We start from the raw sequence: 24,078 nt of genomic DNA on the forward strand, positions 1-24,078 counted from the left end.
CGCATCGACTACGGACGGGATTAAAGACCGGGATAATGTCCAGGATCAAACAAAGGACTTCGAACAGCATGCCAACATCGCCAATTGCCGAAGGCCACAACTCTGTAGGTCACCACTCACGAGAGGCATTCGCGCGTGCGCGCGGGGTGTTCCCTGACGGTACGACGCGGGTCACGATCGAGCGGGACCCGATTCCACGCTACATGGGGCGGGGCGAAGGGGCCTATCTCATCGATCTGGATGGGCGCCGCTTTCTCGACTTAAACGGCAACTTCACAGTGCTCATCCATGGCCATGGATTCCCCCCGGTCGTGGAGGCGGTGATACGCCAGCTCCAGTCGGGCACCTGCTTCGCTAATCCAACCTTGGCAGAAATCGACTTGGCCGAGTTGATCTGTGAGCGCGTTCCTGGCGTTGAGACAATCCGCTTCGTCAATACTGGGACAGAAGCCGTGATGTTCGCGGTGAAGGCGGCGCGCGCCTTCACCGGTCGCTCGGCGATCGCCAAGATCGAAGGCGCCTATCATGGAACTTATGACTGGGTAGAAGTGAGCCAGGCAAGCGGGCCCGCAAATTGGGGTGCCCCCGAAGCTCCTGCCGCCGTTCCATCCTACCGCGGCATGCCCGACTCGGTACTAAGCGAGGTCATCACGCTCCGCTTCAACGATGCTGTACTGGCCGAGCAGCTAATTGAGGCTAATGCTTCCAGGTTGGCAGCCATCGTGATCGATCCGATGCCCGGCAGAGCTGGCCTCATCCCCCCGACACCGGAGTTCGTCGCGGCGGTTCAGCAGGTCGCCAGGAAGCATGGAATCCTGATCATCGGCGATGAGGTGCTGAATTTTCGACAGGGCTACGAAGGAGCGTCAGCCCGGTACGGCCTGAAGCCAGATCTCTTCACCTTCGGCAAGATCATCGGTGGGGGGCTGCCGATCGGCGCCATCGCCGGTCGGCGCGACGTGATGCGTGTCTTCGACGCCTCAGAGGGCAAGCCAGGCGTTCCCCAGGGCGGAACTTTCTCGGCCAATCCTCTGTCAATGGTTGCCGGCTTCGCATCGATGCAGGCTCTTGACCATGCGGCGTTCGCTCATCTGGAGTCGCTCGGCGACAGGCTTCGCAGTCAATTGGACGCTGCGGTCGCACGACATGGAGCTCCCTTCTCCATCTCGGGGGCCGCGTCTCTCTTCCGGATCCATCCGAAGGCAGTCCTTCCGCGGGAAACCCGCGAAGCCGTTCTGATGGGGCCGGAGGCGCACGCCATGCTAGAACTCACTCGAACGTTCGCCGAGCACGGCATCATCATACCGAATGGGGCGGGCGCTTGCCTGTCGACGCCGATGACGACCGCGGACACAGACCTAGTGTCAACGGTTTTCGAACATTTCCTTGCCACACGTGGCGATCTCATCGAACGCTTGCCACGATGAATGCCGCAAACCCGCAGTCGCAGCTAAACAATTGTACGTGCAAGCGCGATGGTTTGAGACGAAGGCACGCCCTAAGTGAATCGGCCCCGAGGGTTGCAGTAGGGGCAGTGAGAACGGGCTGGCGTTTCATTTGTGGTCAGCCAATGCCGGATCTGTTTCAGAAGGGACCCTGTTTTGGCGCAGCCATTGTCATCGTGTGGTCCATAATGTCGTAAAATAACTGGTGAGTGGAGTACACGAAAGTCTCCATTTGCCCAAAATCGAGAGTATGTTCAATGTCATCGCAAACGGCGCGCTCACTCGGTGTACTGAATCTCGAAAGAGGTGCGAAAGCCGGGGACTCTTCTGCAGAGGAGGCCATCGGCACCTTCCGACGTTGCCTAGACTTGCCCCTAATCGCAGAAACCGTAGCTGGCGCGTGGGCCGACAACGTGATACGTGGCGACCCGAGCCTTGAGTCAGCGTATGTGGCTGCTGCGCAGCGCCTAGTTGAGCGCGGCGCTGTAGCAATCACGGCAAATTGCGGCTACTCTATTAGGCACCAAGCCGCCGTGGCTGCGGCAGTTCGTGTGCCCGTAGTGGTATCGAGCCTTGTTGTGCTGCCCTCGCTGCTTCGCCAATTGCCAAGCTCTGCCAAAGTCGCAGTAATAGCGGCTGACGCCACCTGTCTACAAGACGATTTGCTTGGGATTGATGATTCCTTGCAACGGCGGCGCGTAATCATAGGAGGGATCGAAGGTGGAACGTTGTGGAGAAACGAAATGCAGCGCCCACCGCCGCCCACTGATATCGCCGATATCCAGGCGGAAGTCTCCACGTGTGTTGCGCGTCTTCTTGCCGAACATCCGGAGATAGCCGCGTTAGTGTTTGAATGCACGGCATTCCCGCTGATTGCCCCCGCGATTCGACGCGAGACGGGTCTCCCCGTGTACGACATCACTACTTTATGCCGGCTCGCGTTTGCGGCCGCCGCTTGAACTTGAGCGGGGCCGCGATTTTGCGGCGCTCTGCAACAACAATAAATAGGGGAACATAGACCATGATCACGCTTTCACGTCGCGGCATTTTTAAAACGGCAGCGTCGGCTGCAGCCTTTGGCGCCGGAATCAGGAACCTCCAAATTCCCAGTGCGCGTGCAGCTGAAACGATCACTGCGGTTGAATGGGGTGGGGATTACTTTGAATCGATCAAGAAGATCGCGGCGAAGCAATCTTTTGTGAACATCAACTGGCAGCTGCACACTGGTGGCGCTGCGGCGATTCTGCCCAAGATCAAGGCGATGTGGCCGCACCCCGGCATAGATCTTCTGACCGGCTGGGATGTGACGTGGCAAGTTATCGCCAGTGAGGGTTGGGCGGAGCCGGTTACGGCGGAAAAAGTTCCTAATATTGCGGATATTCCGAAAAAGCTTCTGGTCAAGGACAGCGCCGGGAATGTCATAAACATCCCTCGCACCTTGTCGTCGACCTTATGGTTTTATCGTGAAGACACCACCCCTTTCCCGATCACGAAGATCGACGACTTTTTGGACCCAAGGCTCAAGGGCAAGATTTGTTTCCCGATTCCGACACTGACCTCCAATCTCCAGATGGTCTCGATGGCGCTGTACAAGGGCGGCGACGAGAAGAACATGGAGCCTGCCTGGGATTTCATGAAAAAGCTGGCGCGCAGTGGAAATATCGGTCGCGTCGCCAACTCCGACGTCGAGATCAGGAATTCCATTACTTCCGGCGAAACCAGCATCAGCTTCCAGGGCAATGGCGGGGGGCACGATCTGGTCAAGAACTTCCATACCCGGTATCTCAACAAGATGGACCCAAAGGCGACCGGCTTCGTGACCTTCTTCTATCAGGAGGGATGGTGCGTCCTGAAAGGCGGGAACACGGACGCCGCATTCAAATTCGCGAACTTTGCCATCAGTCCGGAAAGTGACGGCGAATTCAATCGGCTCATCGGAGCCATCCCTGCCAATGTGAAGGCGGAGCTATCCGAGGATGCCAAGCCCCTGGCGTTCAATAACGAAGAAATGGACAAGTACGCCTATATTCCCGACTGGCCTTATCTGTCCAAGCAGAGCGATGCCTGGATGAAGCGTTGGGAACAGGAGATCGCGCCTCTCCTTTAGCCGTGGACCGTTCCGATCTTGCGCCGGGCCCCAAGTCGTTGGCTGGAGAGATTGAATGAATCGTACACGATCCCAGATGCTGCTGCTGCTCCCGGCGGCAGCGGTATTTGTCCTCTTCCTTGTGCTTCCACTGCTAACTGTGGTTGAAGAGAGCTTTCGGACATTCACCCCAGGTCGAATTGGGGCCGTAGCGGGGGCTCCGCTTACCACCGAGAACTACACGGAGCTCTTCGTCCCGGTCTACGGCCGGTACTTCCTGCAAACCTATGTCCTGGCGTTCATTGCATCCGTTATCGCCATTATCATTGCCTTTCCGATCGCGTACTACATCGCGAGGAATGCATCCGCGGGGATCCGAAAAATCTGGATTTCCGCTCTCGTGGGGCTGATGTTCTTAAGCTCTCTGGTTCGAATCTATGCGATTCAGCTAACCTTTGGCTCCGTCGGGATACTTGCCCCGATCATGGCCTTCTTCGGCGTGAATATGAATGGCGGACCGTATATAAACTTCGTTATCATCATCGGACTGCTTCACTACGAAATACCCATGTCGATCCTGATCGTGATTGGCGCGATACTGAATCTCAACCCCCGCTTGACCGAGGCGGCCCAGTCTCTTGGCGCATCGGCATTGGCATCTCATCTTACAGTGACGATCCCCTTGTGCATAAAGGGGCTGGTCTCTGCGTTCCTGGTTTCAATGACGCTCGGCGTAAGCGCCTTCGCCATACCCTGGATCCTCGGGCGCGGGCGTGTGCTGTTCATTTCAAACCTAATTTACAGCCGCTTCAGCGAGGTCGCGAACTATTCCAGCGGCGCAGCAATTTCAATTGTCATGATAGTGCTGTCCTTACTGATGATTTTCATCTTATCCAGGCTCACGACGCTACTTGACAGGACGTAAGGCATGTTTAGCAAACGAAATGTCGACGCCGGTTTTGCGAAACTGCTGAAACTGTTAATCGCGCTGACCGCAGTGTTTCTAGCGCTTCCCGTGATCATGACCATAATAATGTCGTTTGATTCGCGTGACTACCTGGGCCCGTTCCCGCCTCCCGGCCTGTCGACAAAATGGTTCAGTCAGTTTGTCAACAACGGCTATCTTTGGTCGGGATTTTATACCAGCCTGTTGCTCGCGACTGCGACGACCGCTGTCGCGACCGTGATTGGTGCCTTGGCCGCGCTGGCGATCAGTCGCATGTCTGCGCAATGGCGGGATCCTGTCACAACGGCGTTCCTGTCGCCCTTGGTGCTGCCAGGAGTTATCATTGGGTTTGCCTTGCTGATGGTGTTTTCGACAGTGAACATGGTGCCGACCTTTCTGAAGCTGCTCGCCGGGCACCTCATCATCACAATTCCCTTTACGATCAGAATGACATTGATCGGGCTGACCGGCATAAGCGCTACCCTGCGCGAGGCAGCGCTGACCCTCGGCGCAAATGAGCGCCAAGCGTTCTTCACGGTCTCCTTGCCACTGGCCAGGAACAGCATTGCGGCCGGCGCAATCTTTGCCTTTGCGTTCTCGATGGATGATTTGACAATCAGCCTCTTTTTGAGTGACTTCAACACCTATCCGTTTCCCGTCGCTCTCGTGAGTCTGATGAGGTCGAATTTCGATCTCACACTCGCCGCCGCCGCCGTCTTCCTGATGGGGCTGACTGCCGTTATTTTGTTCGTGTTTGATCGCGTGCTCGGTCTCGAGCGGGCCATTGGCCACGGCGTCTATGGGGCTTGACCGGATGAATGTTCTCGAACTGAAAAACGTTACCAAGAAATATGGCGAATTCGTCGCCGTTGATGACGTCTGTCTGGAGATAGAAAAAGGGAAGGTGCTTTCTCTTCTGGGGCCGAGCGGCTGCGGCAAAACAACGACGCTCCGCATCATTGCCGGTTTTACCTCGCCGAACAGCGGAACCGTGGAGATCGCAGGCAAGGACGTTGGCCATTTGAAACCCTTTGAACGCAATGTCGGACTTCTGTTTCAGGACTACGCGCTCTTCCCCCATATGACGATCGCCCAGAACGTTGCCTACGGCATGCGCTACCGCGGCACGCCGGCTTCGGCGATACCTTCTCGTGTCCAACAGATGCTGTCGCTCGTGCGCATGGTGGGGATGGATGCCAGATATCCCGGTCAGCTGAGCGGTGGGCAACAACAGCGTGTCGCGCTGGCACGGGCGCTTGCAACTGACCCCCAAATCGTTCTGCTGGACGAGCCCTTGTCGGCACTGGACGCAAAGCTTCGGCTGGAGTTGCGCATTGAGCTCAAGGAGATCCTCAGATCGGTCGGCGCAACCACTATCGTGGTTACCCACGATCAGGAGGAAGCCCTCAGCCTGGGCGATGAAGTCGTTGTCATGCACGCCGGCAGGATGATCCAGCGCGGCTCGCCGACCGAGATCTATAAGGCCCCAGCGGATAAGTTCGTGGCAGAGTTCGTGGGCAGATCCAACTGGTTCCATGGAACAAGACGTGGCCAATCGCGAGGGGGCTTCAGCACTTATGTCGCAAGCGATGACATTGAGATCCGCACCAGCCAGGATCAGTCGGACAAGCGTGCTGGTGCCGATCTTTGTGTGAGACCCGAGCACATCGAGCTCCTGGATGATGGATCCAGCGACGTTCGTGAGGATCCAAGCCAGAATGTTCTGGCCGGTACCGTACTCGACGTTGCCCCCCTTGGTTCGGATGTGCACGTCGTCGTCGAACTGCCGAACGAAAATCGCTTGCTGGTGATCCACAAGAACGTCGGCAGGACACCGGCAGTCATGCCCGGACAACCCGTCAGACTGCGCTTTGCAGCATCCGATGTCCTCGTCTTCTAGGATGACAGGCTGATGAGGTGCACACGAGCTGAGCGCCGGCAAGGCTTCCAGGAACACTATTGGCCGTAACCCGGTTTCAGTCTCAGCAGCGGAGCGTCAAATCAAATGATGAACGACATGAAGTCAGGTGTAATGGCTGGACCGGACATAGAGTACCAGAACCACCTTGCGGCCGGCCGCTTCATGATCCAGCGGGGTGTAAGCACCGGTAAGATGGTCTTTTTCCCTCGTGCCGTCGCACCGGTCACCGGCGAAGAGTTGGAATGGGTTGGGGCCAGCGGGCGTGGTGTCGTCTATTCCACGACTGTGGTTCGCAAGCGCCCGCCCGAATCCGACGTCAATGTCGCGCTTATAGATTTGGAAGAAGGCGTCCGCATGATGAGCCGCGTCGAAGGCATCGATGCCCATTCCGTTCGGATCGGTATGGCCGTCGAGGCCCGGATCGTTCCGCACGAAGAGGGGCACCTGGTGGTTTTCGCCCCTCAGCAGGAGAAAGCCTGATGAGCGCCTTTCCTACTGCACGGACCGCGATCGTCGGCGCGGCGACGTTCGGTGAGGGCCACTGCCCAGGCTACACGCCCTATGACATGGCGGCCATCGCGGCGCGCGATGCTCTGGCTGAGGCAGGTCTGAGCTTTGCCGACGTGGATGGCGTTTTCGTCACCACCTCGACTGACACCTTCGGCGGCGGCACGACCTTCGCTCAATACTGCGGCATTCAGCCTAAAGTCGCCGACAACAGCCGCACTGGAGGAAATGTCTTTGAGAGCTACGTCGAACGTGCGGCTTGGCTGCTTGATGCTGGGCTGATCGATTGCGCCCTGATCGCCTATGGCAGCAATCAGGGCTCGACTACTGGCAAGCTCGCCAAGACTTCGCAGCCCTTCCCGTATGAGGCGCCCTACGGTCCGCTCATGCCAATCTCGGCGTATGCGATGGCCGCCGCTCGCCATATGCACGAGTTCGGCACCACAAAGGAACAACTGGGGGAGGTCGCCATCGCGGCGCGGGCGTGGGCGCAGCTCAATCCGGCTGCGGCCATGCGTGATCCTTTGACGATGGACGAGTACCTCGGATCGCGTATGATCAGTGACCCCTTCGCCAAGCTTGATTGCTGTCTCGTCACCGACGGCGCGGCGGCCGTGGTCATGACACGCGCCGACCGCGCCCGCGATCGCCCCAAGGTCCCTGTCTGGGTCCGGGGAGCCGCCAGCATGACCACACACTCGCACATATCGGCGATGCCGGACCTGTTGACGACTGCGCTGGCCGAATGCGGTCCACGCGCCCTCGCGCAGGCTGGCTTGAGCCCACGCGAGATTGACGTCGTGGAACTCTATGACGCCTTCACCATCAACACGATCCTGTTCCTGGAGGATCTCGGCTTTTGCCCCAAGGGCGAAGGGGGGCGCTTCGTGGCTGGTGGAGCGATCGCTCCAGGGGGCAGCCTGCCGGTGAACACCAATGGCGGCGGCCTTTCGTGTGTGCATCCAGGCATGTACGGGCTCTTCACCATCGTCGAGGCGGTGCGCCAATTGCGCGGCGAGTGCGGTGACCGCCAGGTAACCGACGCGCGCACCGCGATTGCCCAGGGCAATGGCGGTGTGCTCTCCAGCCAGGCAATCACTGTTTTAACACAAGATTGACCCACAACGCCAATGTGCAACTCACCGCGAGAACCGGGCGGCTTAGCTAATCGGCACTCAGGCCGATTTGTGAGGGCGACTTGCCACTTTGGAGTCGCTTGGGTACTGGCTAAGTCTTTGTCGGGAGGTAGCCGACCTCTTTGTCCAACCCTTCAGTATCATGCCGCCACCGATCGGCATGCAAGCCCAGGCCCGGCCGGACCAAGTGGCTCTCGTTCACGGGGGAGCGGCGGCTCACCTATCCTATTGCAGTGGGGGTCTTAAGCTCGATCGAATATGCGGCGATCTTCTTGCGAGCAGTTCGGGCCGGTGTTGTGATCGCGCCACGAGCACCTCCTCAACGCTCAAGTTGGTTATCGTGATCGATGACGGAAGATTTGCGTTCCAATTATCGAAGCTGAGATTCGCGCAGCACCGTTGAGATGAGGCAAGTACCTTGAACAGAATCCACGAACTTCTTTCGATTGGTAAGTCAGAACGTGCAGCGATATACGACCACGATGGCACGCCATACACCTATGGGAAGTTGACAGCGCTTGTCGCCGAAGTTTCAGCTAAGTTGGCTGACTACGGTATTCGGGCGGGTGATCGTGTAATGGTCATCAGCGAGAATTCTGTAACATTTCTAGTTGCGGTGTTAGCATTGAGCCGACTAGATGCGTGGGCATTACTTGTGAATGCCCGCCTGACTGAGCCGGAGGTTCAACGTCTCTCAGAAACCGCGGAAATCCGGTGTGTTGTCTTCACGCCGGAGGCGTCCCTAGACGCGCGCAATCACGCCGGTCGAATGGGGACGCGGTCATTGGGGCGGTTGGCTTGCGGAGATCTATTGCTTTCCCCTTTGCGGCAGGCAAACCCGGAACCAATGGAAACTGGCCCCGGTCAGGTCGCCGTATTAATATATACAAGTGGAACTGCCGGCGAGCCCAAAGGTGTTATGCTTACTCATGAGAATTTACTGTTTATGTGCCAAAATTCTGCTCGGTTACGCAGAATAACACCGGAGGATACGCAACTGGCGCTTTTCCCGGGAACGCATATTGCCGGTTTTGGTTCAGTCTTCCTGCCAGCTTTGGCCAGCGGCTCGTCTGTGATTGCCATGCCTCGTTTCGATGTCGACAAAGTGCTGCGTCACATTGTCAAAGATGTAACGCTCCTTCCTGGGGTCCCCCAGGTCTTTTCGGCACTGCTGAGCCGGCTCAAAGAGCTAGGAATCGATCGGGTCACCCATAGTCTGCGGTGGATGAGTGCCGGTGGTGCACCGTTGGACCTGGAGCTCAAGCGGCAAGTGGAGCTAGTTTTTGGGCTCCCATTACACAACGGCTACGGACAAACCGAGGCCTCTCCTGGCATTGCTGGTACACGGATGGATAGCCCGAGGAGAGACGCTTCAGTGGGGCTAGCTTATCCCGGGGTGGAGGTATGTATCCATGCGCCCAATGAACACGGCGTGGGCGAGCTTTGGGCCCGAGGCCCGAACGTTATGAAGGGCTACTATCGCAATCCCGAAGCAACCAGGGCGGCCCTCACAGAAGATGGATACCTGCGCACCGGCGATCTTGCCAGACAAGACGCCGATGGGGCGATCCACATCGTGGGTAGGATGAAAGAAATGATCATAAAGTCCGGCTTTAACGTGTATCCGTTGGAGATTGAAGCAGTTCTAAACAAGCACCACTTGGTTGCATATAGCGCCGTAGTCGGTTTGAAGCGAGATGGCGACGAAGAGATAGTCGCATTCGTGAAGATGCAGGGCCAAGCGGCGGAGGCCGAATTGCTCAGTTGGATGCGCGAAAGATTGGCGCCTTACAAGATACCGAAACGTTTGATCATAACCGATGCGTTCCCACAGACCGCTTCTGGAAAGATCTTGAAGAGCAAACTCATTGAGATCTTTCGGGAGGAATTAGATGTCGGTCAGTAAAACCGTACTCATCGGTAAGAAAAGTAATTAGCAAACGCCTTCACAATTCGCAACTAACGCCCGCCAGGGCTGCCGACACCGTACGCCAATGCTGCCGATAGCAAAAGCAAGGGTTAAGGGTCAACACAATGAAGGATCCCGAAAATACAGCGATCGCGTCTCAGGAGGTGGTGTAGCTGACGGCGCTGGTCGCCGCGCTCTCCGGCAGGAAGCCGGGTTGATCAGCGCGCCACGGCTGGCAGGCTGATGAGGGGATCATCGCTCATCTGGCTGATGGTCTCAAGGGTCATGTATCGGGCCCGCTGCACCGCCCATTCATCGTTCTGCTCGAGCAGCAGCGCGCCGACGAGGCGGACGATGGCGTTGTCGTTCGGGAAGATGCCGACCACGTCGGTTCGGCGCTTGATCTCGCCGTTGAGACGCTCGATCGGATTCGTGCTGTGAAGCTTGGCCCGATGCTCCTTGGGGAAGGTCATGTAGGCCAGCACGTCAGGTTCGGCGTCGTCCATGATGGTGGCGAGCTTGGGCACCTTCGGCCGGATCTGATCGGCGACGGCGCGCCATTGCGTGCTTGCGGCCTCCGGCGTCTCCTGGGCAAAGGCGGTGGCGATGAAGGCCGAGACGACGCGGCGGCCGCTCTTGCCGGCGTGCGCCAGCACGTTCCTCATGAAGTGGACCCGGCAGCGCTGCCATGTGGCTGAGAGCACCTTGGTCACGGCGGCCTTCAGACCCTCATGGGCATCGGAGACGACCAGCTTGACCCCGCGCAGCCCGCGGCGCGTCAGCTTGCGCAGGAACTCCGTCCAGATCGGCTCGGCCTCCGAGGTGCCGACCTCCATGCCGAGAACTTCGCGGCGGCCGTCTGCGTTGACGCCGACGGCGATGATGACGGCGACCGAGACGATGCGGCCGCCGCGGCGCACCTTCAGGTAGTGGCATCGATCCAGATGTAGGGCCAATCGCCCTCAATCGGCCGCTCGAGGAAGGCCTTCACCTTGCCGTCGATCTCCTCGCACAGCCGGCTGACCTGGCTCTTGGAAATACCGCTCATGCCCATGGCCTTGACCAGGTCGTCGACCGAGCGCGTCGAGATGCCCTGCACGTAGGCCTCCTGGATGACCGCGGTGAGTGCCTTCTCGGCCATGCGGCGCGGCTCCAGGAAGCTCGGGAAGTAGGAGCCCTTCCTGAGCTTGGGGATGCGCAGCTCGACCGTGCCGGCCCGCGTCTCCCAATCCCTGTCGCGATAGCCGTTGCGCTGCGCCGTCCGCAGCGGGGTCTTCTCGCCATAGCCGGCGCCAGTGGCGGCGCCGACCTCCATCTCCATCAGCCGCTCGGCGGCAAAGCCGATCATGTCGCGCAGGAGATCGGCATCGGGGGTCTTCTCCACGAGCGCGCGCAGGTTCATCATGTCGTCGGTCATCGATCGTTCCTTCGAATCAGGTTGGTGTTCAGCAACCCGACCCTAACGGAAGAACATCGATGACCACCGCTGTGCCGCTCGCTCGCTACGACGCTGTTGAGGGCGCGCTCGCGAGCGGCTTCGCTGCCGCCGAGCTACACCACCTCAAGGGACACGACCAATACAGCGGTTCGGGCCCGCGTCAAGGATGAAAAGCATGGATCTTGAATTCACTGATGAGGAACGCGCCTTCCGCGAGGAGGTGCGCCAATTCTTGAAAGATCGCTTGCCGGCAGATATTTCCCGAAAGGTGGTGGCCGGCGAAGAACTTGAGAAGTACGATTTCCAGCGATGGCAGGCAATACTTAACGAAAGAGGCTGGCTTGCCGCGAATTGGCCGAAGGCCTACGGAGGACCCGGGTGGACGGTTGTCGAACGGCATATCATGGACGAAGAATGTGCTATGCACGGCGCGCCGCGGGTAGCAGGGTTCGGTCTGAATATGCTGGGTCCGGTGGTCATGAAGTTTGGGACTGAGCAACAAAAGCGAGACATCCTACCCCGGATCCTGGACGGTCGCGATTGGTGGTGCCAAGGCTTCTCCGAACCAGGCGCCGGCTCGGATCTCGCCAGCCTTAGGACAAGGGCCGCGCGTGACGGCGACGACTATGTCCTCGATGGCCAGAAGACTTGGACGACGCTTGGTCAATATGCAAACAGGATTTTTTGCCTTGTGCGTACATCGAGCGAAGGCAAGCCGCAGGAAGGCATCACCTTCCTGCTTGTCGATCTCGATACGCCGGGTGTCGAGATGCGTCCGATCCGGCTCATCGACGGCGGGTATGAAGTCAACCAGGTATTCTTCACCAATGCGCGCGTGCCCGTCACTAACTTGGTCGGCGAGGAAAACCGGGGCTGGACCATCGCGAAATACCTGTTGACCCACGAGCGTACGAATATCGCTGGGGTGGGCTTCTCTACGATGGATCTGGCGCGCTTTCGCAGTCTGTCGCGGCAGATTGCCCGCGACGGCCTGAAGCTAGCCGATCACCCTGTCTACGCCGCGCGGGCGGCCGAAATCGAGGTAGATCTGGAAGCGCTGCGTATCACCAATTTGCGGATGCTTGCGGATGCTCGGGACGGAGCGGCGGGCGGCGTGGAAAGCTCGCTTTTGAAGTTAAAGGGCACGCAAATCCGCCAAGCGTTGCAGGACCTCTATCGTTCGGCGCTTGGCCCGCAAGCGGCGCCGCTCGCCCAGAATCGAACGGAAAAAGGGTTGACCATCCCGGCCGAATCCGCGCGCGCCGCAGCCGTCTACTTCAATCACCGTAAGCTCTCGATCTTTGGCGGCTCTAACGAGATCCAGCGTAACATCGTTGCTAAAGATTTGTTTCGGGAGTAACAAACTATGGACTTCAATCTTTCCGTAGAACATCAGTTGCTATCAAGTTCGCTGCGTCGTTATCTGGCTGACAATTATCATGTCGACACACGCAACGGCTGCGCCTACGAGGTCCCCTACCATTCGCCCGAGGCTTGGTCTGGGCTGGTGAAGATAGGCTTGATCGGCGCCTTTCTTCCGGAGGATCAGGGCGGGTTTGGCGGCGGCGCCGAGGACGTGGCGGTGATCTTCGAGGAACTGGGGCGAGGTCTTTGTGCCGAGCCAGTGTTAGGGGCCTTATTGGGTCTACGGCTGCTCGCCGCCTGCGGGCGCAGCGACCTGAGCGAGGCGGTGATTGCCGGTAATGCGCGCGTCGCGCTCGCTGTTTATGAGCCGCATGTCGTCTGCGATCTTAACAGTATAGAGGCGAGTGCCAATCGTGTCGGCGAGACATGGCATCTGCGCGGGCGTAAATCGGCTGTCTATGGAGCCCCCGGCGCCGACCACGTGCTGGTCGCTGCGCGGATTGAACGAAGCATCGGTCTCTTCCTGGTCGAGAAGCCCGCACTCATTGCTGCGGCGATGGTCGATGGCGGCGGGATCGCGGATATCGTCATGGACGATCTGCCAGCGGAATTGCTCTCTTGCAATTGTGCATCGGCGATCGGGGACGCGCTGGATCTTGGCCGCATCGCGCTTTGTGCCGAGGCTGTCGGCGCGGCGGGACGTCTCATCGACCTCACCATCGACTATCTCAAGCAGCGAAAGCAGTTCGGGCGTGTGCTCTCCAGCTTCCAGGCGCTCCAGCACCGTGTTGTCGATATGACCGTCGAACTGGAGCAATGCCGTTCGATAACGATAGCGGCGGTTGCATCCTATGGCGCGCCAGATCAGGCTCGCCTCGCGTCGATGGCCAAAAACCTCATCGGACGCATGGGCACCAAAATCGCTGAGGAGGCGATTCAGCTGCATGGCGGTATCGGCATGACTTGGGAGTACCCCGGATCGCACTATGCCAAACGACTGGTGATGATCGATCATCAGCTCGGCGACCGCAACGACCATCTGCTTCGCCTGATGGGCCTGAACAGCGCGACCTCGCAGGCAGAAGTGGTGTAACGACTGAACACCTTTCCAATCACGGTAGGTGGCACCCTGCGGCCAGCTACTCCGGCGCGCGATCTCGTAGGGTCGCGTTCATGCCTGGTCGACGAGGGGACCGATCGTGTTCGCTCGACCGGTCCCAGCACCTCAACCGGCTGGAGTTCCTGCAGGCCTGCAGGTCGACTTCGTCTCGATGTTGCTGGATAACGGCTGCGGTGAAGCAGTGCGTGACTTTATTGGCAAAAATCAATTGATTCTGAAGTTCTGATAACGGCTACTCGTTGAAGTCCCACCAGAACGTGTCGGTTTTCGGCTGGAGTTGGGGGCAGGAACCAAGCAAGCCGGAGGGCCAGAACCGTGAGGATCGGGCGCAGATTGTGGCCCCGGCCCCAGCAGCGCGTTGATCGCGTTGCCAGAATGGCCGAAGGAAAAATTCCGGCCCCGTCGGCCGCCCGTCTTGATGTGATGGTGTTTTCCGCTGGCCAATTGTCGTTTCAGTCCCGGCCATGGTGGCGGTCAGCCCGGGTTTACGGCCGGCGATTATCACCGATCCCGAACCAGCGCTGGCGGTCAGCACCAGCACTTCCCGTTGGTTGCCGCGATTCCGACCCTGCAGCCGAATTGGTAAGGGGTGCAGGCTTTGCCTTTCGAGATGCAAACCACGTCGGCACGTGCAGCGAATAGAGCTTATTCTTGTCCTTCGGCAACCGTCCGAACGGCCGTTCGACGAGGCCGAGCAGTCGGGCGGACCTTGGGTTCGGCATTGCCAGCGATTCCTACGGCCGTTGTCGGGGAAACTGGCTGAGATAGGTGCGCGGTTTCTTGACCTCGCGACACATCCGGCGGAACTGCCGAGCGTGGAGCTTGGAAGTAACGCTCCCGCCCGCACCGGGGCGGCCTTAGTCTTAGCTTGCTGGCATCAAATCACGCGTCTTTTGGTGCGGTCGTTTCAGTATGGGACGCATTTTGGCGTAAATCCCCCTCGGCGAAGCCCTATTTCTCCAGAAATAATAAAAGACGTTGGGGATCGCACCCGTACCGCAACGAAATTGCTCGGAGAATTGGATGGCAACGCAGGCTTTACGATCTCTTGGAATTCTGAACCTCGAACGGGGAGTTCTGCCCGGCGCCACGCCGCCAAAGCCAAGGCCGGGTTCCTTGTTGAATCCAGCTACCTTCGACTTCCCCGTTATTGTTGAAACTGTCGAGGGGGCTTGGGCGGATAGAGTCGTCCGCGGCGATCCGACGCTCGAGTCAGCCTGCATCGTAGCCGCTCGACGCTTAGTCGAGCGAGGCGCTGTCGCGATAAGCTCGAATTGCGGCTTCTTCATTCGACATCAGGCAGCGGTGGCGGGGTCTGTCAATGTACCTGTGGCGTTGTCGAGCCTGCTGCTTATCCCATTGTTGCTTCGCCAACTGCCACCACTCGCGAAGCTTGCAGTGCTGACCATTGACTCGACGAATTGCAGCAAAGATCTGTTTGCAGTCGATAATCCGGCGGATCTGGAGAGAATTGTGATTGGCGGGATCGAGAATGGGACATTCTGGAAAAATGAAATGATGCGTCCACCGCCGCCGACAGATCTTTCCGACATCGAGGCAGATGTCACCGCCTGTATCAAGCGACTGTGCTCTGCGCATCCGGAAATTGCGTTGATCCTATTTGAATGCACCGGCTTCCCCCTTATTGCGCCGGCGATCCGGCGCGCTGTAGGCCTACCTGTGTATGACATCACAACGTTAAGCGGGGCGACAGTAGCGTCGGTCAAGTGAGTGCGCCCAACCATTTAGCGACCCAAGGGCAAGAGAGGTAGACCCTATTAATATCCGGGTATCCTTTGCGCGGATTTTGCAGCGCCAGTAGACGTATTTACCTCCTATAAATTCCCAAACTTACTTTTGGAGGGGAGAATGATTGATTTGCTTAGCGATACCGTAACACCTCCGACCATGGAGATGCGGCAGGCGATGTTCGACGCGCAAGTTGGTGATGCCGGATACGGTGAAGATCCGACACTAAATCGCCTCGAAGCGTTAGCGGCTGAAATGCTCGGCAAGGAAGATGCCGCATTCATGTCGAGCGGATGCCAAGGAAATCTTGCTGCCTTGCTCGCACATTGTCCCCGTGGTCAAGAGGTGATTCTTGGCGATCGTTCGGATCTTTACGACTTTGAAGCCGGCAGTGTTTCTGTAGTCGGTGGTCTTGTCCTGCATCCGGTCCTGACGGAGCTTGACGGACGCCTATCGCTTAATAACCTGCGGTTGGCTGTCCGCGACAAAGGCGATTACCAATGCGCGCCGCCCGGTGTAATTGTGCTGGAAAATCCGCATTGCCAACGCGGCGGACGCGTACTGCCTCCGTCTTATATCAAGGAGGTGCGTGCGTTTGCGGATGAGCACAGTCTGCCACTGCATCTGGACGGCGCCCGAATCTTCAACGCGGCAATCGCTTCGGAGAAAAGACCGGCGGAAATAGCCGGGGACTTTGACTCGATCATGTTCAGCCTGACCAAAGGACTTGCCGCACCATTCGGCTCTATAGTGTGCGGAAGTCGACCCTTCGTTGATCGGGTCAGGCGTTACAGGAAGCTTCTCGGAGGCGGCCTCCGCCAAGCGGGCATTATGGCAAGCGCAGGTATCGTGGCGCTTGAAAGTATGGTGGACCGACTGAAAGACGATCACCGACGCGCCCAGTTACTGGCGGAGGGGATACGCACAATTCCCGGCATCCGCCTCGAATTCTCGCTCGTCGAGACTAACATGGTGTTTTTCCGTCTCGAAGGCGTCAGTCTGTCGACCCCAAATTTCTTGGACGCTCTGTCCCAGCGGGGTGTTCGGATGGGTACCCTCCGAGAAGGAGTCATTCGCGCGGTTCTCCACTATCTTATTAGTGACGAAGATGTCGATGCCACCGCAAAGGCTGTTCGGTCCGTCTTGCAGATTGCGCCATGATGACAGGTACAAGGGCGTCATCAAGATCTACGCAGACTGTCTTGACCGCGGTGGGTGGACGAATTCGGATTGCGGGGAGTTTGCAAAATCGAGATGGGGGAATCGCTTGGCTGGCCACATTAGTGCGATCGCGCTGGTGCCATTGGCAAGCCGGCGACGATCAGTAGTGACTTGAGATGAACGCGAGAGCAGATCAACTCGCGAAATCCAATGGAGATGACATATGGATCAAACATTTTCAGTGATTCCGCTAGCCGGTGTTCCCTTTCCGAGAGCAGAGTACGAGCGACGTCAGCAGGAGGTGCTTGGCGTGGTGGCGGGTGCCGGCCTCGATGCACTCTTGGTAACCGCTCTAGGGCACGCTCGATATTTGACGGGGTATTACGGGGGCGGAAGTTACTTCGGGCCCTTCCCATTGATCTTGGCACCGGGGCATGCTCCGACTTACATCGTCCGAGAGTATGAGGTGGAGTCGGTCCGGGCGTATAGCTGCATTAACGAAATTGTTTCCTACACCCAAGAACGCGACTTCGCGAAGGTATGCGGTGATGTCCTTCGGCGATATGGGCTGGAAAACAAGCGGATTGGACTTGAACTCCGCTGCTGGAACCTCACACCATCCGATGTATATAAACTTGAGGCGGAACTTCCTGAGATGACAGTCGTCGATGCAACGGAATTGGTCGGATCTGTTGCGGCGGTAAAAAGCGAGCTGGAACTCGACGCGATGCGCAATGCGATGGCCATGACCGAAGTGGCCGTGCGCTCGTTCCAGGAAACGTTGCGGAACGGTGTCACCGAATCTGAAACGTGGGCCGCCATGCAAGGGGCAGTCAAGAAGACTGGCGGCGAAGAACTTAGGTTAGTATCCTTGGTGTTCGGCGAGCGCACGAAGCTGGCGCACGGTCTGCCGTCGGACCACGCGATCAACAGCAACGAGCCCGCCGTGACGGAAATAGGTGGTGTGAAGTTCGGATATGCTGCTGGGCTTGTTCGTACCGCGGTGGTTGGTAGGCATCCTGAGGCCGAAACTTTGCTCGCCCTGTCAAATGAGGCCCTCGATACAGCGATTGACGTGATCAAGCCAGGAGTTACCGCAGAAGAGGTGGATGCAACTGTACGGAAGGTGATCGAGCGATCCGGGCGCCCACGAGCCTTTCGCAACAAGGCAGGCTACCAAACTGGTATTAACTGGTCGGAGCGCGGCAACATGGACATGGTGCCAGGCGTAAAAGACGTTCTCAAGGCGGGTATGACCTTGCACATGCCCATCATGCTATTCGGCGAGAAAGGACACATCATTGGGTGCAGCGATCACATATTGGTAACGGAACGGGGCGCAGAAAGCCTTAGCGGCGCGCCACGCACGCTCTATCGCGTCTGATCATGAGCCCGTTGCATAAACACGGCGTTGAATCTTCTGGATTTCCGGCCGAGCAACTGCGCTGAAGCGTCTCCATACATGGTCGCGCGAACAGACGTGGTGCAGCCGGTGTGCGCTGCGAGGAGATCCGGCAGGTCGCGCGGTCCTCCGTCAGCCCGACAATGTTGAGATCCGGGACCTTGGAGCAGCCGACGCCCGAGGAAGTGTGGACTCTTGGGATTACCAAGAGTGATGAAATCAAATTCAAGGCTGACTTTTGGAGGCAGCCATGGGAGTTCTGGACTGTCTGATCCTTCGGGATGATCAGGGAGCGGAAACCGCATGTTCGTTGAAGCGGTTTGGTGGATCGTGCGAACGGGCTTGCCTTGGCGCAACCTGCCTGAGGTGTTCGGCGATTGGAACAGTGTCTTTCGCAGTTCAGTCGCTGGAGCCACAAGGGCATCTGGCGCATCTTCGCCGCGATTGCGGATGATCCGGACTTTGAATGCCTGATCGTCAATTCCATCATCATCCGCGCCCACCAGCACGCCTCGGGCGCAAAAAGGGGGCTGAAGATCAGGCCCTTGGCCGTTCTCGTGGCGGCCTGAGCACCAAGATCCACATGGCCGTGCGTGGGCTGGGATGCCTGGTCCGCTTCACGCCCAGCGCCACCTGGTTCGTAAGCGTCGTCTGGAACGCACCCGCGTCTAAAAAAGCTCAACGCGTCGTTCAACATCATGAGTGCCGAAGGGTATAATGGGACCAGACAACGAGGAGAGCTCTATGAAAGTCGAAACGAAACTCAGAATTGAACGAGGCGACGTGTGCGTAGCCGACAGGCTGGACGAGGCATTCAACCTGGTTACCGGGCATGAGCTTCCGGAAGCGGACCAGAAGCCCTTTGGTCGGATAAGAGGCAATGACTTTGGGATGGAGGACGCTGAGCGCGCTGTCGCAATCGTCCATAGCCGGAGCGCCCAGATACTGAAGCAGGCAGACACTGCCGATGTCTTTAAGGATCCGGCGCTTCAAGCTATCTGGGCCGATGGGCAGCGAATGGCAGCGGGGCTTGCTGTGCGGAAGGCAGACGAGTTCATGTCCGCTCTCAGGGATGATGTCCGCGAAGCCACAGGTAGCAATGACTAACTGCGCCCTTTCAAAATTGCTTGGGCATAGCCGTTTACTTAGGATCGCGTCGTACTTTCACTGAACCTTGCTGTGCAAAGCTCTCGGTGCGAGGGCGCGGTTGGAATAGGCCCAGGGCAGAAGTTCGTCGATCTGGCTGTTGGGATGTCCGCTGACGATCCTGGCGAGCACGTCCGCGAGGTAGGCAAGTGGCTCGACTCTATTGAGCTTGCACGTTTCGATGAGCGAGGCGACGACGGCCCAGTGCTCGGCACCACCGTCCGATCCGGCGAAGAGGGCGTTCTTTCGGTTGAGCGCGATCGGGCGGATCGACCGCTCGACGGTATTAGAGTCGATCTCGATGCGTCCGTCGTCGAGGAAGCGGGTGAGTCCCTCCCAGCGTGACAGCGTATAGCGGATTGCCTCGGCGAGCTTGGTCTTCTGGCTGATCAGGCCGAGCTTCTCGCGCAGCCACGGCTCGAACTCGACCAGGATCGGCCGGCTCCTTTCCTGGCGCACAGCACGACGGGCGTCTGCTGGCTGGCGGCGGATGTCGTCCTCCACGCGATAGAGCTCTGCGATGCGCCGGAGCGCCTCGCTGGCGATCGGCGCTGGGCCGGCTGCGGCGAGTTCGTAGAAGCGCCGGCGCACGTGTGCCCAGCAGAAGGCGAGCGTTGCGCCGCTCTTGTCGGCGAGCACGCGATAGCCGCCATAGCCGTCGACCTGCAGGATTCCGGTGAAGCCCGCCAGATGGGCGATCGGTCGCTCGGCCTTGCGGTCCGGCGCATAGACATAAGCGACGCCAGGTGGGTCGCTCCCCTGCCATGGCCGATCGTCGCGAGCGTAGGCCCAGAGCTGCCCGGTCTTGGTCTTGCCGCGGCCGGGATCCAGCACCGGCGCCGTGGTCTCGTCGGCAAAGAGCTTCGGCGAGGCTTTCAGCTTCTCCAGCAGCCGCTCGTGGACCGGACGCAGATGCCAGGCGGCGCGGCCGACCCAGTCGCCGAGGGTGGAGCGATCCAGATTGATGCCCTGCCGGGCGTAGATCTGCGCCTGGCGATAGAGCGGCAGGTGATCGGCATATTTGGAGACCAGAACCTGCGCGACGGTGGCCTCGGTCGGCAGACCGCCTTCGATCAGCCGGGCGGGCGCCGGAGCCTGCACGACCCACGTCCTCGCAGGCACGACAGGCATATTTGGGCCGCCGTACGACGATCACGCGCAGTTGCGCCGGCACGATGTCGAGCCGTTCGCTAACGTCTTCGCCGATCCGATGAAGTCCGTCGCGGCAGCATGGGCAGGCATGGTCCTCGATGTCGACGACCATCTCGATGCGAGGCAGATGCGCCGGCAGCGCACCCCGGTTCGCCCGCCGCTTTGCGGTGCGCTCCCTGCGCGTGGCAGGATCGGCACGCTCGGCCTCTTCCTCGCCTGCCGCCTCGATCTGTTCGGCCTCCTCAAGGCCAAGCAGCAGTTGATCTTCGGGCAGGCTCTCGGCCCGGCGGCCGAAGCGGTGACGCTGCAATTCCTTGATGATCTGGGTCAGGCGAGCATTCTCGACATCGCGCGCCAGGACCATCGCCTTCAGCACATCCGGATCGTCGGGAAGCTGGTCCGCTGTCATCGCCATGATCGGATCAGACCATATTCGCCAGTTCCGGGCGACAGCGGAATCCAGGCTGATTCACTTGGTCGCGGATCAACCCGCCTGCGCCGGAGCGCGCGTCCGGCGGGCTTCATGAACCCGCCGCCAATCAAGCCCTTCAAGCAGCGCCGACAACTGAGCGGCCGTCAGCCGCATCACGCCATCCTGCACTTTCGGCCAACGGAACTCGCCATCCTCCAGCCGCTTCGCATAGAGGCAGACGCCGGTGCCGTCCCAGAAGATCAGCTTGATCCGATCCGTTCGTTTCGCCCGGAACACGTAGACTGCACCGCTGAACGGATCGGCGCCCATCGTCTCGCGCACCAACGCAGCCAGCCCCTCCGCACCCTTGCGGAAGTCTACCGGCTTCGTTGCCACCATGACCTTGACGGCGCCCGTCGGCCCGATCACGAGGTTGCCTTCAGTGCACGGATCACCGCCGCAACCGTCTTGGCGTCGGCTCCCCGGCCGACCCGCATGGCGATGCCGTCAATCTCAAGCTCGATCACGCCAGCATCTCGGGTCGCCTTCCGCTTCCGCGGCTGCGCTGGACGCGTCGGCGCGGGTTCCGGAGCCGGCGCCGTCACCACCGCCGGAACAAAGAGCGGTTCAGGTGCCGACGCCGTCAACGGCTGACGAGCGGCCCGACGCCACGCGAACAGTTGCTGCGGAGACAAGGCATAGCGCCTGGCCACCGCGCTCACGGTCTCGCCAACCTCGTAGCTTTCCGCCACGATCCGCGCCTTCTCATCCGGCAGCCATTCTCGCCGCCGACCGGCGCCAGTGAAGATCTCAAGCCGACGAACCGGCTCTTCATCCCTGGACTTAAGCGTAAGCTCTGAAATCGTCATGTGTCGAAGCCCTCGAGGCCTTCGAACATCGTTCCTTCCGGTCATGTGCGAAAGGTGCTGTCAGAACACCGCTTACCCTGGTTCCGCCACGTCGCAACGCGTTTCGAAAAGACCGCAAGGCACTATCCCGCCGTCATAACCATCGCCGCTACAATTCTATGACTCAGATAACTGTTCACACTTCCTAGTAGACCCATCGGATGAGGTAATCTGGGATGCCCGGCAATTGTTATCGAGCTTCTTCTTGATGTCCTCAGGCGTCCAGTTTTGTTCCGAGACGACCAGTACCGACAGGATGTCGTCCAGCCTTGGCGAGCATACCGCGCATTCATCACCGGCACGACGAGCTGCGGGCCTGCAATCATCTCGATCTCCGGATTGACGGTCTTCATCCCGATGCTGAAGTCGAGACCCTCCGGCACGAGATAACCGATCACGGTCAGGCATGTCGTCCGGGGTCCACGTCCAGGTTGCCAATCGTCTATTTTCTCCTGGATATTCTGGCGGTTCTTAATGGAATTCGTGGTTGCGAGGGCTGAGATCGTCCACTGTCGCGGAGAAAGATGACCAGGAGGCCGAAGTGCCAATGCCCGTATACGGCTGCGCCTCGTCGCGCATGAAGTCGTGGAGTTCCCGCTCGATCTCCAGTCTGGCGATTTCGACGCGCGGCGACCTTGTTTTGGGCATGTGGTCTGGGCCTTCTCGCCTACGCCGCCGAACGGGCTTCAACGGGGAACTCTGCGGCCACGGTCTGTACTAAGGCGGCCGATGTCGCAGAGGACAGCGTCCAGCCAAGGTGGCCGTGGCCCGTGTTATAGAACACGCCCGGTGAACGGCCCGCGCCGACACGCGGCAGCATGTTGGGCATCATGGGGCGCAAGCCGGCCCAGGGCACCACGCTATTGGTGTTCACTCCCGGGAATAGCGTGCGCGTCCAGTCCACTAAGGGCCGTACGCGATCATCCCGGATGTCCCTGTTCAACCCGTTGAACTCCGCAGTTCCCGCAACGCGGAAGCGGCTGGTGCCGAGCCGGCTAGTGACGATCTTCGCGCGGTCGTCCAGGATGCTGACCCACGGGGCGGCATTCTGGGCTGTCTCGTCGTCCAATTGGACGGTGACCGAGTAGCCCTTGACAGGATAAATGTTAAGACGGTCGCCTAGCATCGCGGCGAAGTCGCGGCTATTGGAGCCCGCGCATACCACGACCGCGTCGGTTTCGAGGTCTAGCCCGAGCGTCTGGCCATCGACCCTACGCGTCGTGTAGCTCAGCCGGAAGCGGCTGCCGCGAGCGATACGCGTGACCGTCGCGTCATAGATGAACTTACCGCCGCGCCTTTCGCAGGCTCGGGCTAGAGCGGTCGTGTATTTGTGGATGTCACCGGTCGAATCCGACGGAGTATAGAACCCGCCGTAGAACCGCCCGTGCAGCGCCGGTTCTATGGATGTAATCTCTTCCCCTGAGACCGGATGGCGGTCGAGTCCGCCCTCGACGAGCATCTTGTTGACTCTTGCGGCATGCTCGAAACCGGCCTTGTCCCAATGGACATGGAGAATGCCGCGGCGGACGTGGTCGAACTCAATGCCTTCGCGTTCGGCGATCTCGAACATGTGCTTGCGAGCGGCGATTGCCAGCTTCGTGGTGGCGACAGTATTCTCACGGTAGCCGGGGATATTGGATACGAACTCCGCGAGCCAGCTGTACTTGTGCCAGTTCGGGGATGGATTCATAAGGAGCGGTGCATCCCGAAGGAGCATCCATTTGATGCCCTTGAAGATTGTCGACCAGTGGTTCCAAACTTCCGCATTGCTCGCGGATAGCTGACCGCCATTGGCAAAGGAGGTCTCCATCGCCGCATAGCGCTGGCGTTCCACCACGGTGACATCATAGCCGTGGTCCAAAAGGGCATAAGCCGTCGACACACCGGTGATACCGGCGCCGATCACGACAATCTTGGGCATTTCACTCTCCATACAGAACAGTGGGCACAGACGGTCACGCCCGCGGCTGGTCCCCAAATCTGTCTCTATACCTGAGAGCTTGACCGGAAGGCTCCGGCGTTCCCCTTCGGTGGGCACTCGGGTGCCTCTCTCCAGATCGTTCGGCGGTCCGGTCACTTTTGCCTGAGAGTTTCCTTGGGGGGTTGCTCCGTCGGCGCCAGCATTCGCCAGTCTCTCCCGTTCCGCTTGCTGAACCTCACCATGCTAATGCGGCGCGCTGCGTAAGTCATCGGCAAACGGAATCTATTTCTGAAACAACTGTCACACATTGTTGGGACAGATGAAATGAAGCCTACGACGGCGGCACTTAGCAGA

The 24,078-nt window shown here is 59.1% G+C and carries 20 protein-coding genes, 4 pseudogenes and 1 riboswitch; of the genes and pseudogenes, 17 read left to right on the forward strand and 7 right to left on the reverse strand.

Features of this window, described 5'->3' with window-relative positions; all coding sequences use genetic code 11:
- The first annotated feature begins 68 nt into the window (after window positions 1-68).
- Window positions 69-1,427 carry an aspartate aminotransferase family protein gene (locus tag FJW03_RS29745; RefSeq protein ID WP_140767494.1) on the forward strand — a complete coding sequence of 453 codons (1,359 nt, stop codon included), beginning with the start codon at window positions 69-71 and terminating at the stop codon, window positions 1,425-1,427.
- A 668-nt stretch (window positions 1,428-2,095) separates the two neighbouring features.
- On the opposite strand, the gene FJW03_RS29750 is transcribed toward FJW03_RS29745, so the two are convergent.
- Complete coding sequence (locus FJW03_RS29750; RefSeq protein WP_181173410.1) at window positions 2,096-2,272, reverse strand: hypothetical protein; 177 nt, start codon at window positions 2,270-2,272, stop codon at window positions 2,096-2,098.
- A 194-nt stretch (window positions 2,273-2,466) separates the two neighbouring features.
- On the opposite strand from FJW03_RS29750, the gene FJW03_RS29755 reads away from it, so the two are divergent.
- The 7 genes from FJW03_RS29755 to FJW03_RS29785 all read left to right on the forward strand — a co-directional run bounded on the left by FJW03_RS29755 (window position 2,467) and on the right by FJW03_RS29785 (window position 9,947).
- Window positions 2,467-3,552: an ABC transporter substrate-binding protein gene (locus FJW03_RS29755; protein ID WP_226890522.1), complete on the forward strand. Its 1,086-nt coding sequence runs from the start codon at window positions 2,467-2,469 to the stop codon at window positions 3,550-3,552.
- 76 nt (window positions 3,553-3,628) lie between these two features.
- Window positions 3,629-4,456: an ABC transporter permease gene (locus tag FJW03_RS29760; RefSeq protein WP_226890523.1), complete on the forward strand. Its 828-nt coding sequence runs from the start codon at window positions 3,629-3,631 to the stop codon at window positions 4,454-4,456.
- 3 nt (window positions 4,457-4,459) lie between these two features.
- Window positions 4,460-5,287 carry an ABC transporter permease gene (locus FJW03_RS29765; protein ID WP_140767221.1) on the forward strand — a complete coding sequence of 276 codons (828 nt, stop codon included), beginning with the start codon at window positions 4,460-4,462 and terminating at the stop codon, window positions 5,285-5,287.
- Window positions 5,288-5,291: 4 nt separating this feature from the next.
- Entirely contained in the window at window positions 5,292-6,377 is a 1,086-nt protein-coding gene (locus FJW03_RS29770) for an ABC transporter ATP-binding protein (protein WP_181173379.1), read from the forward strand.
- Between the two features lie 105 nt (window positions 6,378-6,482).
- Window positions 6,483-6,878 carry a Zn-ribbon domain-containing OB-fold protein gene (locus tag FJW03_RS29775; RefSeq protein ID WP_226890524.1) on the forward strand — a complete coding sequence of 132 codons (396 nt, stop codon included), beginning with the start codon at window positions 6,483-6,485 and terminating at the stop codon, window positions 6,876-6,878.
- Complete coding sequence (locus FJW03_RS29780) at window positions 6,878-8,023, forward strand: acetyl-CoA acetyltransferase (protein WP_140767525.1); 1,146 nt, start codon at window positions 6,878-6,880, stop codon at window positions 8,021-8,023. The genes FJW03_RS29775 and FJW03_RS29780 overlap by 1 nt, the downstream gene beginning before the upstream one ends.
- Window positions 8,024-8,459: 436 nt before the next feature.
- Window positions 8,460-9,947: a class I adenylate-forming enzyme family protein gene (locus tag FJW03_RS29785; RefSeq protein ID WP_140767514.1), complete on the forward strand. Its 1,488-nt coding sequence runs from the start codon at window positions 8,460-8,462 to the stop codon at window positions 9,945-9,947.
- 221 nt (window positions 9,948-10,168) lie between these two features.
- On the opposite strand, the pseudogene FJW03_RS29790 reads toward FJW03_RS29785, so the two are convergent.
- Window positions 10,169-11,367: pseudogene (locus FJW03_RS29790) on the reverse strand (IS256 family transposase).
- 59 nt (window positions 11,368-11,426) lie between these two features.
- Between FJW03_RS29790 and FJW03_RS30165 the strand changes: the two are divergent.
- The 8 genes and pseudogenes from FJW03_RS30165 to FJW03_RS29830 all read left to right on the forward strand — a co-directional run bounded on the left by FJW03_RS30165 (window position 11,427) and on the right by FJW03_RS29830 (window position 19,292).
- Window positions 11,427-11,558 carry a hypothetical protein gene (locus FJW03_RS30165; RefSeq protein ID WP_264296505.1) on the forward strand — a complete coding sequence of 44 codons (132 nt, stop codon included), beginning with the start codon at window positions 11,427-11,429 and terminating at the stop codon, window positions 11,556-11,558.
- 5 nt (window positions 11,559-11,563) lie between these two features.
- Window positions 11,564-12,748 (forward strand): acyl-CoA dehydrogenase family protein, encoded by a 1,185-nt coding sequence (locus FJW03_RS29795; RefSeq protein ID WP_140767469.1) that lies wholly within the window; start codon window positions 11,564-11,566, stop codon window positions 12,746-12,748.
- A gap of 6 nt (window positions 12,749-12,754) precedes the next feature.
- On the forward strand, window positions 12,755-13,846 hold the full coding sequence (locus tag FJW03_RS29800) for an acyl-CoA dehydrogenase family protein (protein WP_140767470.1): 1,092 nt from the start codon (window positions 12,755-12,757) through the stop codon (window positions 13,844-13,846).
- Between the two features lie 1,050 nt (window positions 13,847-14,896).
- On the forward strand, window positions 14,897-15,604 hold the full coding sequence (locus FJW03_RS29810; protein ID WP_181173407.1) for a hypothetical protein: 708 nt from the start codon (window positions 14,897-14,899) through the stop codon (window positions 15,602-15,604).
- A 138-nt stretch (window positions 15,605-15,742) separates the two neighbouring features.
- Window positions 15,743-16,783, forward strand: coding sequence for a GntG family PLP-dependent aldolase (locus tag FJW03_RS29815; protein ID WP_140767471.1), 1,041 nt, complete (start codon window positions 15,743-15,745; stop codon window positions 16,781-16,783).
- A gap of 223 nt (window positions 16,784-17,006) precedes the next feature.
- Window positions 17,007-18,167 (forward strand): M24 family metallopeptidase, encoded by a 1,161-nt coding sequence (locus FJW03_RS29820; protein ID WP_140767472.1) that lies wholly within the window; start codon window positions 17,007-17,009, stop codon window positions 18,165-18,167.
- 303 nt (window positions 18,168-18,470) lie between these two features.
- Window positions 18,471-18,816 (forward strand): annotated as a pseudogene (locus tag FJW03_RS29825) (IS5 family transposase); the annotation flags it as partial.
- A 113-nt stretch (window positions 18,817-18,929) separates the two neighbouring features.
- Window positions 18,930-19,292: a hypothetical protein gene (locus tag FJW03_RS29830; RefSeq protein ID WP_140767521.1), complete on the forward strand. Its 363-nt coding sequence runs from the start codon at window positions 18,930-18,932 to the stop codon at window positions 19,290-19,292.
- A 57-nt stretch (window positions 19,293-19,349) separates the two neighbouring features.
- Here FJW03_RS29830 and tnpC read toward each other — a convergent pair.
- The 3 genes and pseudogenes from tnpC to tnpA all read right to left on the reverse strand — a co-directional run bounded on the left by tnpC (window position 19,350) and on the right by tnpA (window position 21,809).
- Window positions 19,350-20,898: pseudogene (tnpC, locus tag FJW03_RS29835) on the reverse strand (IS66 family transposase).
- Window positions 20,899-20,967: 69 nt separating this feature from the next.
- Complete coding sequence (tnpB, locus tag FJW03_RS29840; RefSeq protein ID WP_127242249.1) at window positions 20,968-21,324, reverse strand: IS66 family insertion sequence element accessory protein TnpB; 357 nt, start codon at window positions 21,322-21,324, stop codon at window positions 20,968-20,970.
- Entirely contained in the window at window positions 21,321-21,809 is a 489-nt protein-coding gene (gene tnpA, locus FJW03_RS29845; protein WP_319022896.1) for an IS66-like element accessory protein TnpA, read from the reverse strand. The genes tnpB and tnpA overlap by 4 nt, the downstream gene beginning before the upstream one ends.
- Window positions 21,810-21,833: 24 nt before the next feature.
- Here tnpA and FJW03_RS29850 point away from each other — a divergent pair.
- Window positions 21,834-21,926 (forward strand): annotated as a pseudogene (locus FJW03_RS29850) (IS5/IS1182 family transposase); the annotation flags it as partial.
- A gap of 348 nt (window positions 21,927-22,274) precedes the next feature.
- On the opposite strand, the gene FJW03_RS29855 reads toward FJW03_RS29850, so the two are convergent.
- Together FJW03_RS29855 and FJW03_RS29860 are read right to left on the reverse strand one after the other, a co-directional pair.
- Complete coding sequence (locus tag FJW03_RS29855; RefSeq protein ID WP_181173368.1) at window positions 22,275-22,451, reverse strand: hypothetical protein; 177 nt, start codon at window positions 22,449-22,451, stop codon at window positions 22,275-22,277.
- Between the two features lie 19 nt (window positions 22,452-22,470).
- Window positions 22,471-23,724, reverse strand: a complete 1,254-nt coding sequence (locus FJW03_RS29860; protein ID WP_140767112.1) for a D-amino acid dehydrogenase — start codon at window positions 23,722-23,724, stop codon at window positions 22,471-22,473.
- A 139-nt stretch (window positions 23,725-23,863) separates the two neighbouring features.
- Window positions 23,864-23,953, reverse strand: a riboswitch (glycine riboswitch).
- Window positions 23,954-24,078: the final 125 nt, after the last annotated feature.

The sequence above is a fragment of the Mesorhizobium sp. B4-1-4 genome, assembly GCF_006439395.2.
Taxonomy (GTDB): domain Bacteria; phylum Pseudomonadota; class Alphaproteobacteria; order Rhizobiales; family Rhizobiaceae; genus Mesorhizobium.

What these genes read in the sequence shown, in the direction of transcription:
- FJW03_RS29745 (WP_140767494.1), top strand. Translation starts at nt 69, where the DNA reads ATGCCAACATCGCCAATTGCCGAAGGCCACAACTCTGTAGGTCACCAC.
- FJW03_RS29750 (WP_181173410.1), bottom strand. Translation starts at nt 2,272, where the DNA reads ATGTTCGGCAAGAAGACGCGCAACACACGTGGAGACTTCCGCCTGGAT.
- FJW03_RS29755 (WP_226890522.1), top strand. Translation starts at nt 2,467, where the DNA reads ATGATCACGCTTTCACGTCGCGGCATTTTTAAAACGGCAGCGTCGGCT.
- FJW03_RS29760 (WP_226890523.1), top strand. Translation starts at nt 3,629, where the DNA reads ATGCTGCTGCTGCTCCCGGCGGCAGCGGTATTTGTCCTCTTCCTTGTG.
- FJW03_RS29765 (WP_140767221.1), top strand. Translation starts at nt 4,460, where the DNA reads ATGTTTAGCAAACGAAATGTCGACGCCGGTTTTGCGAAACTGCTGAAA.
- FJW03_RS29770 (WP_181173379.1), top strand. Translation starts at nt 5,292, where the DNA reads ATGAATGTTCTCGAACTGAAAAACGTTACCAAGAAATATGGCGAATTC.
- FJW03_RS29775 (WP_226890524.1), top strand. Translation starts at nt 6,483, where the DNA reads ATGATGAACGACATGAAGTCAGGTGTAATGGCTGGACCGGACATAGAG.
- FJW03_RS29780 (WP_140767525.1), top strand. Translation starts at nt 6,878, where the DNA reads ATGAGCGCCTTTCCTACTGCACGGACCGCGATCGTCGGCGCGGCGACG.
- FJW03_RS30165 (WP_264296505.1), top strand. Translation starts at nt 11,427, where the DNA reads ATGACCACCGCTGTGCCGCTCGCTCGCTACGACGCTGTTGAGGGCGCG.
- FJW03_RS29795 (WP_140767469.1), top strand. Translation starts at nt 11,564, where the DNA reads ATGGATCTTGAATTCACTGATGAGGAACGCGCCTTCCGCGAGGAGGTG.
- FJW03_RS29800 (WP_140767470.1), top strand. Translation starts at nt 12,755, where the DNA reads ATGGACTTCAATCTTTCCGTAGAACATCAGTTGCTATCAAGTTCGCTG.
- FJW03_RS29810 (WP_181173407.1), top strand. Translation starts at nt 14,897, where the DNA reads ATGGCAACGCAGGCTTTACGATCTCTTGGAATTCTGAACCTCGAACGG.
- FJW03_RS29815 (WP_140767471.1), top strand. Translation starts at nt 15,743, where the DNA reads ATGATTGATTTGCTTAGCGATACCGTAACACCTCCGACCATGGAGATG.
- FJW03_RS29820 (WP_140767472.1), top strand. Translation starts at nt 17,007, where the DNA reads ATGGATCAAACATTTTCAGTGATTCCGCTAGCCGGTGTTCCCTTTCCG.
- FJW03_RS29830 (WP_140767521.1), top strand. Translation starts at nt 18,930, where the DNA reads ATGAAAGTCGAAACGAAACTCAGAATTGAACGAGGCGACGTGTGCGTA.
- tnpA (WP_319022896.1), bottom strand. Translation starts at nt 21,809, where the DNA reads ATGACCGGAAGGAACGATGTTCGAAGGCCTCGAGGGCTTCGACACATG.
- FJW03_RS29855 (WP_181173368.1), bottom strand. Translation starts at nt 22,451, where the DNA reads ATGCCCAAAACAAGGTCGCCGCGCGTCGAAATCGCCAGACTGGAGATC.
- FJW03_RS29860 (WP_140767112.1), bottom strand. Translation starts at nt 23,724, where the DNA reads ATGCCCAAGATTGTCGTGATCGGCGCCGGTATCACCGGTGTGTCGACG.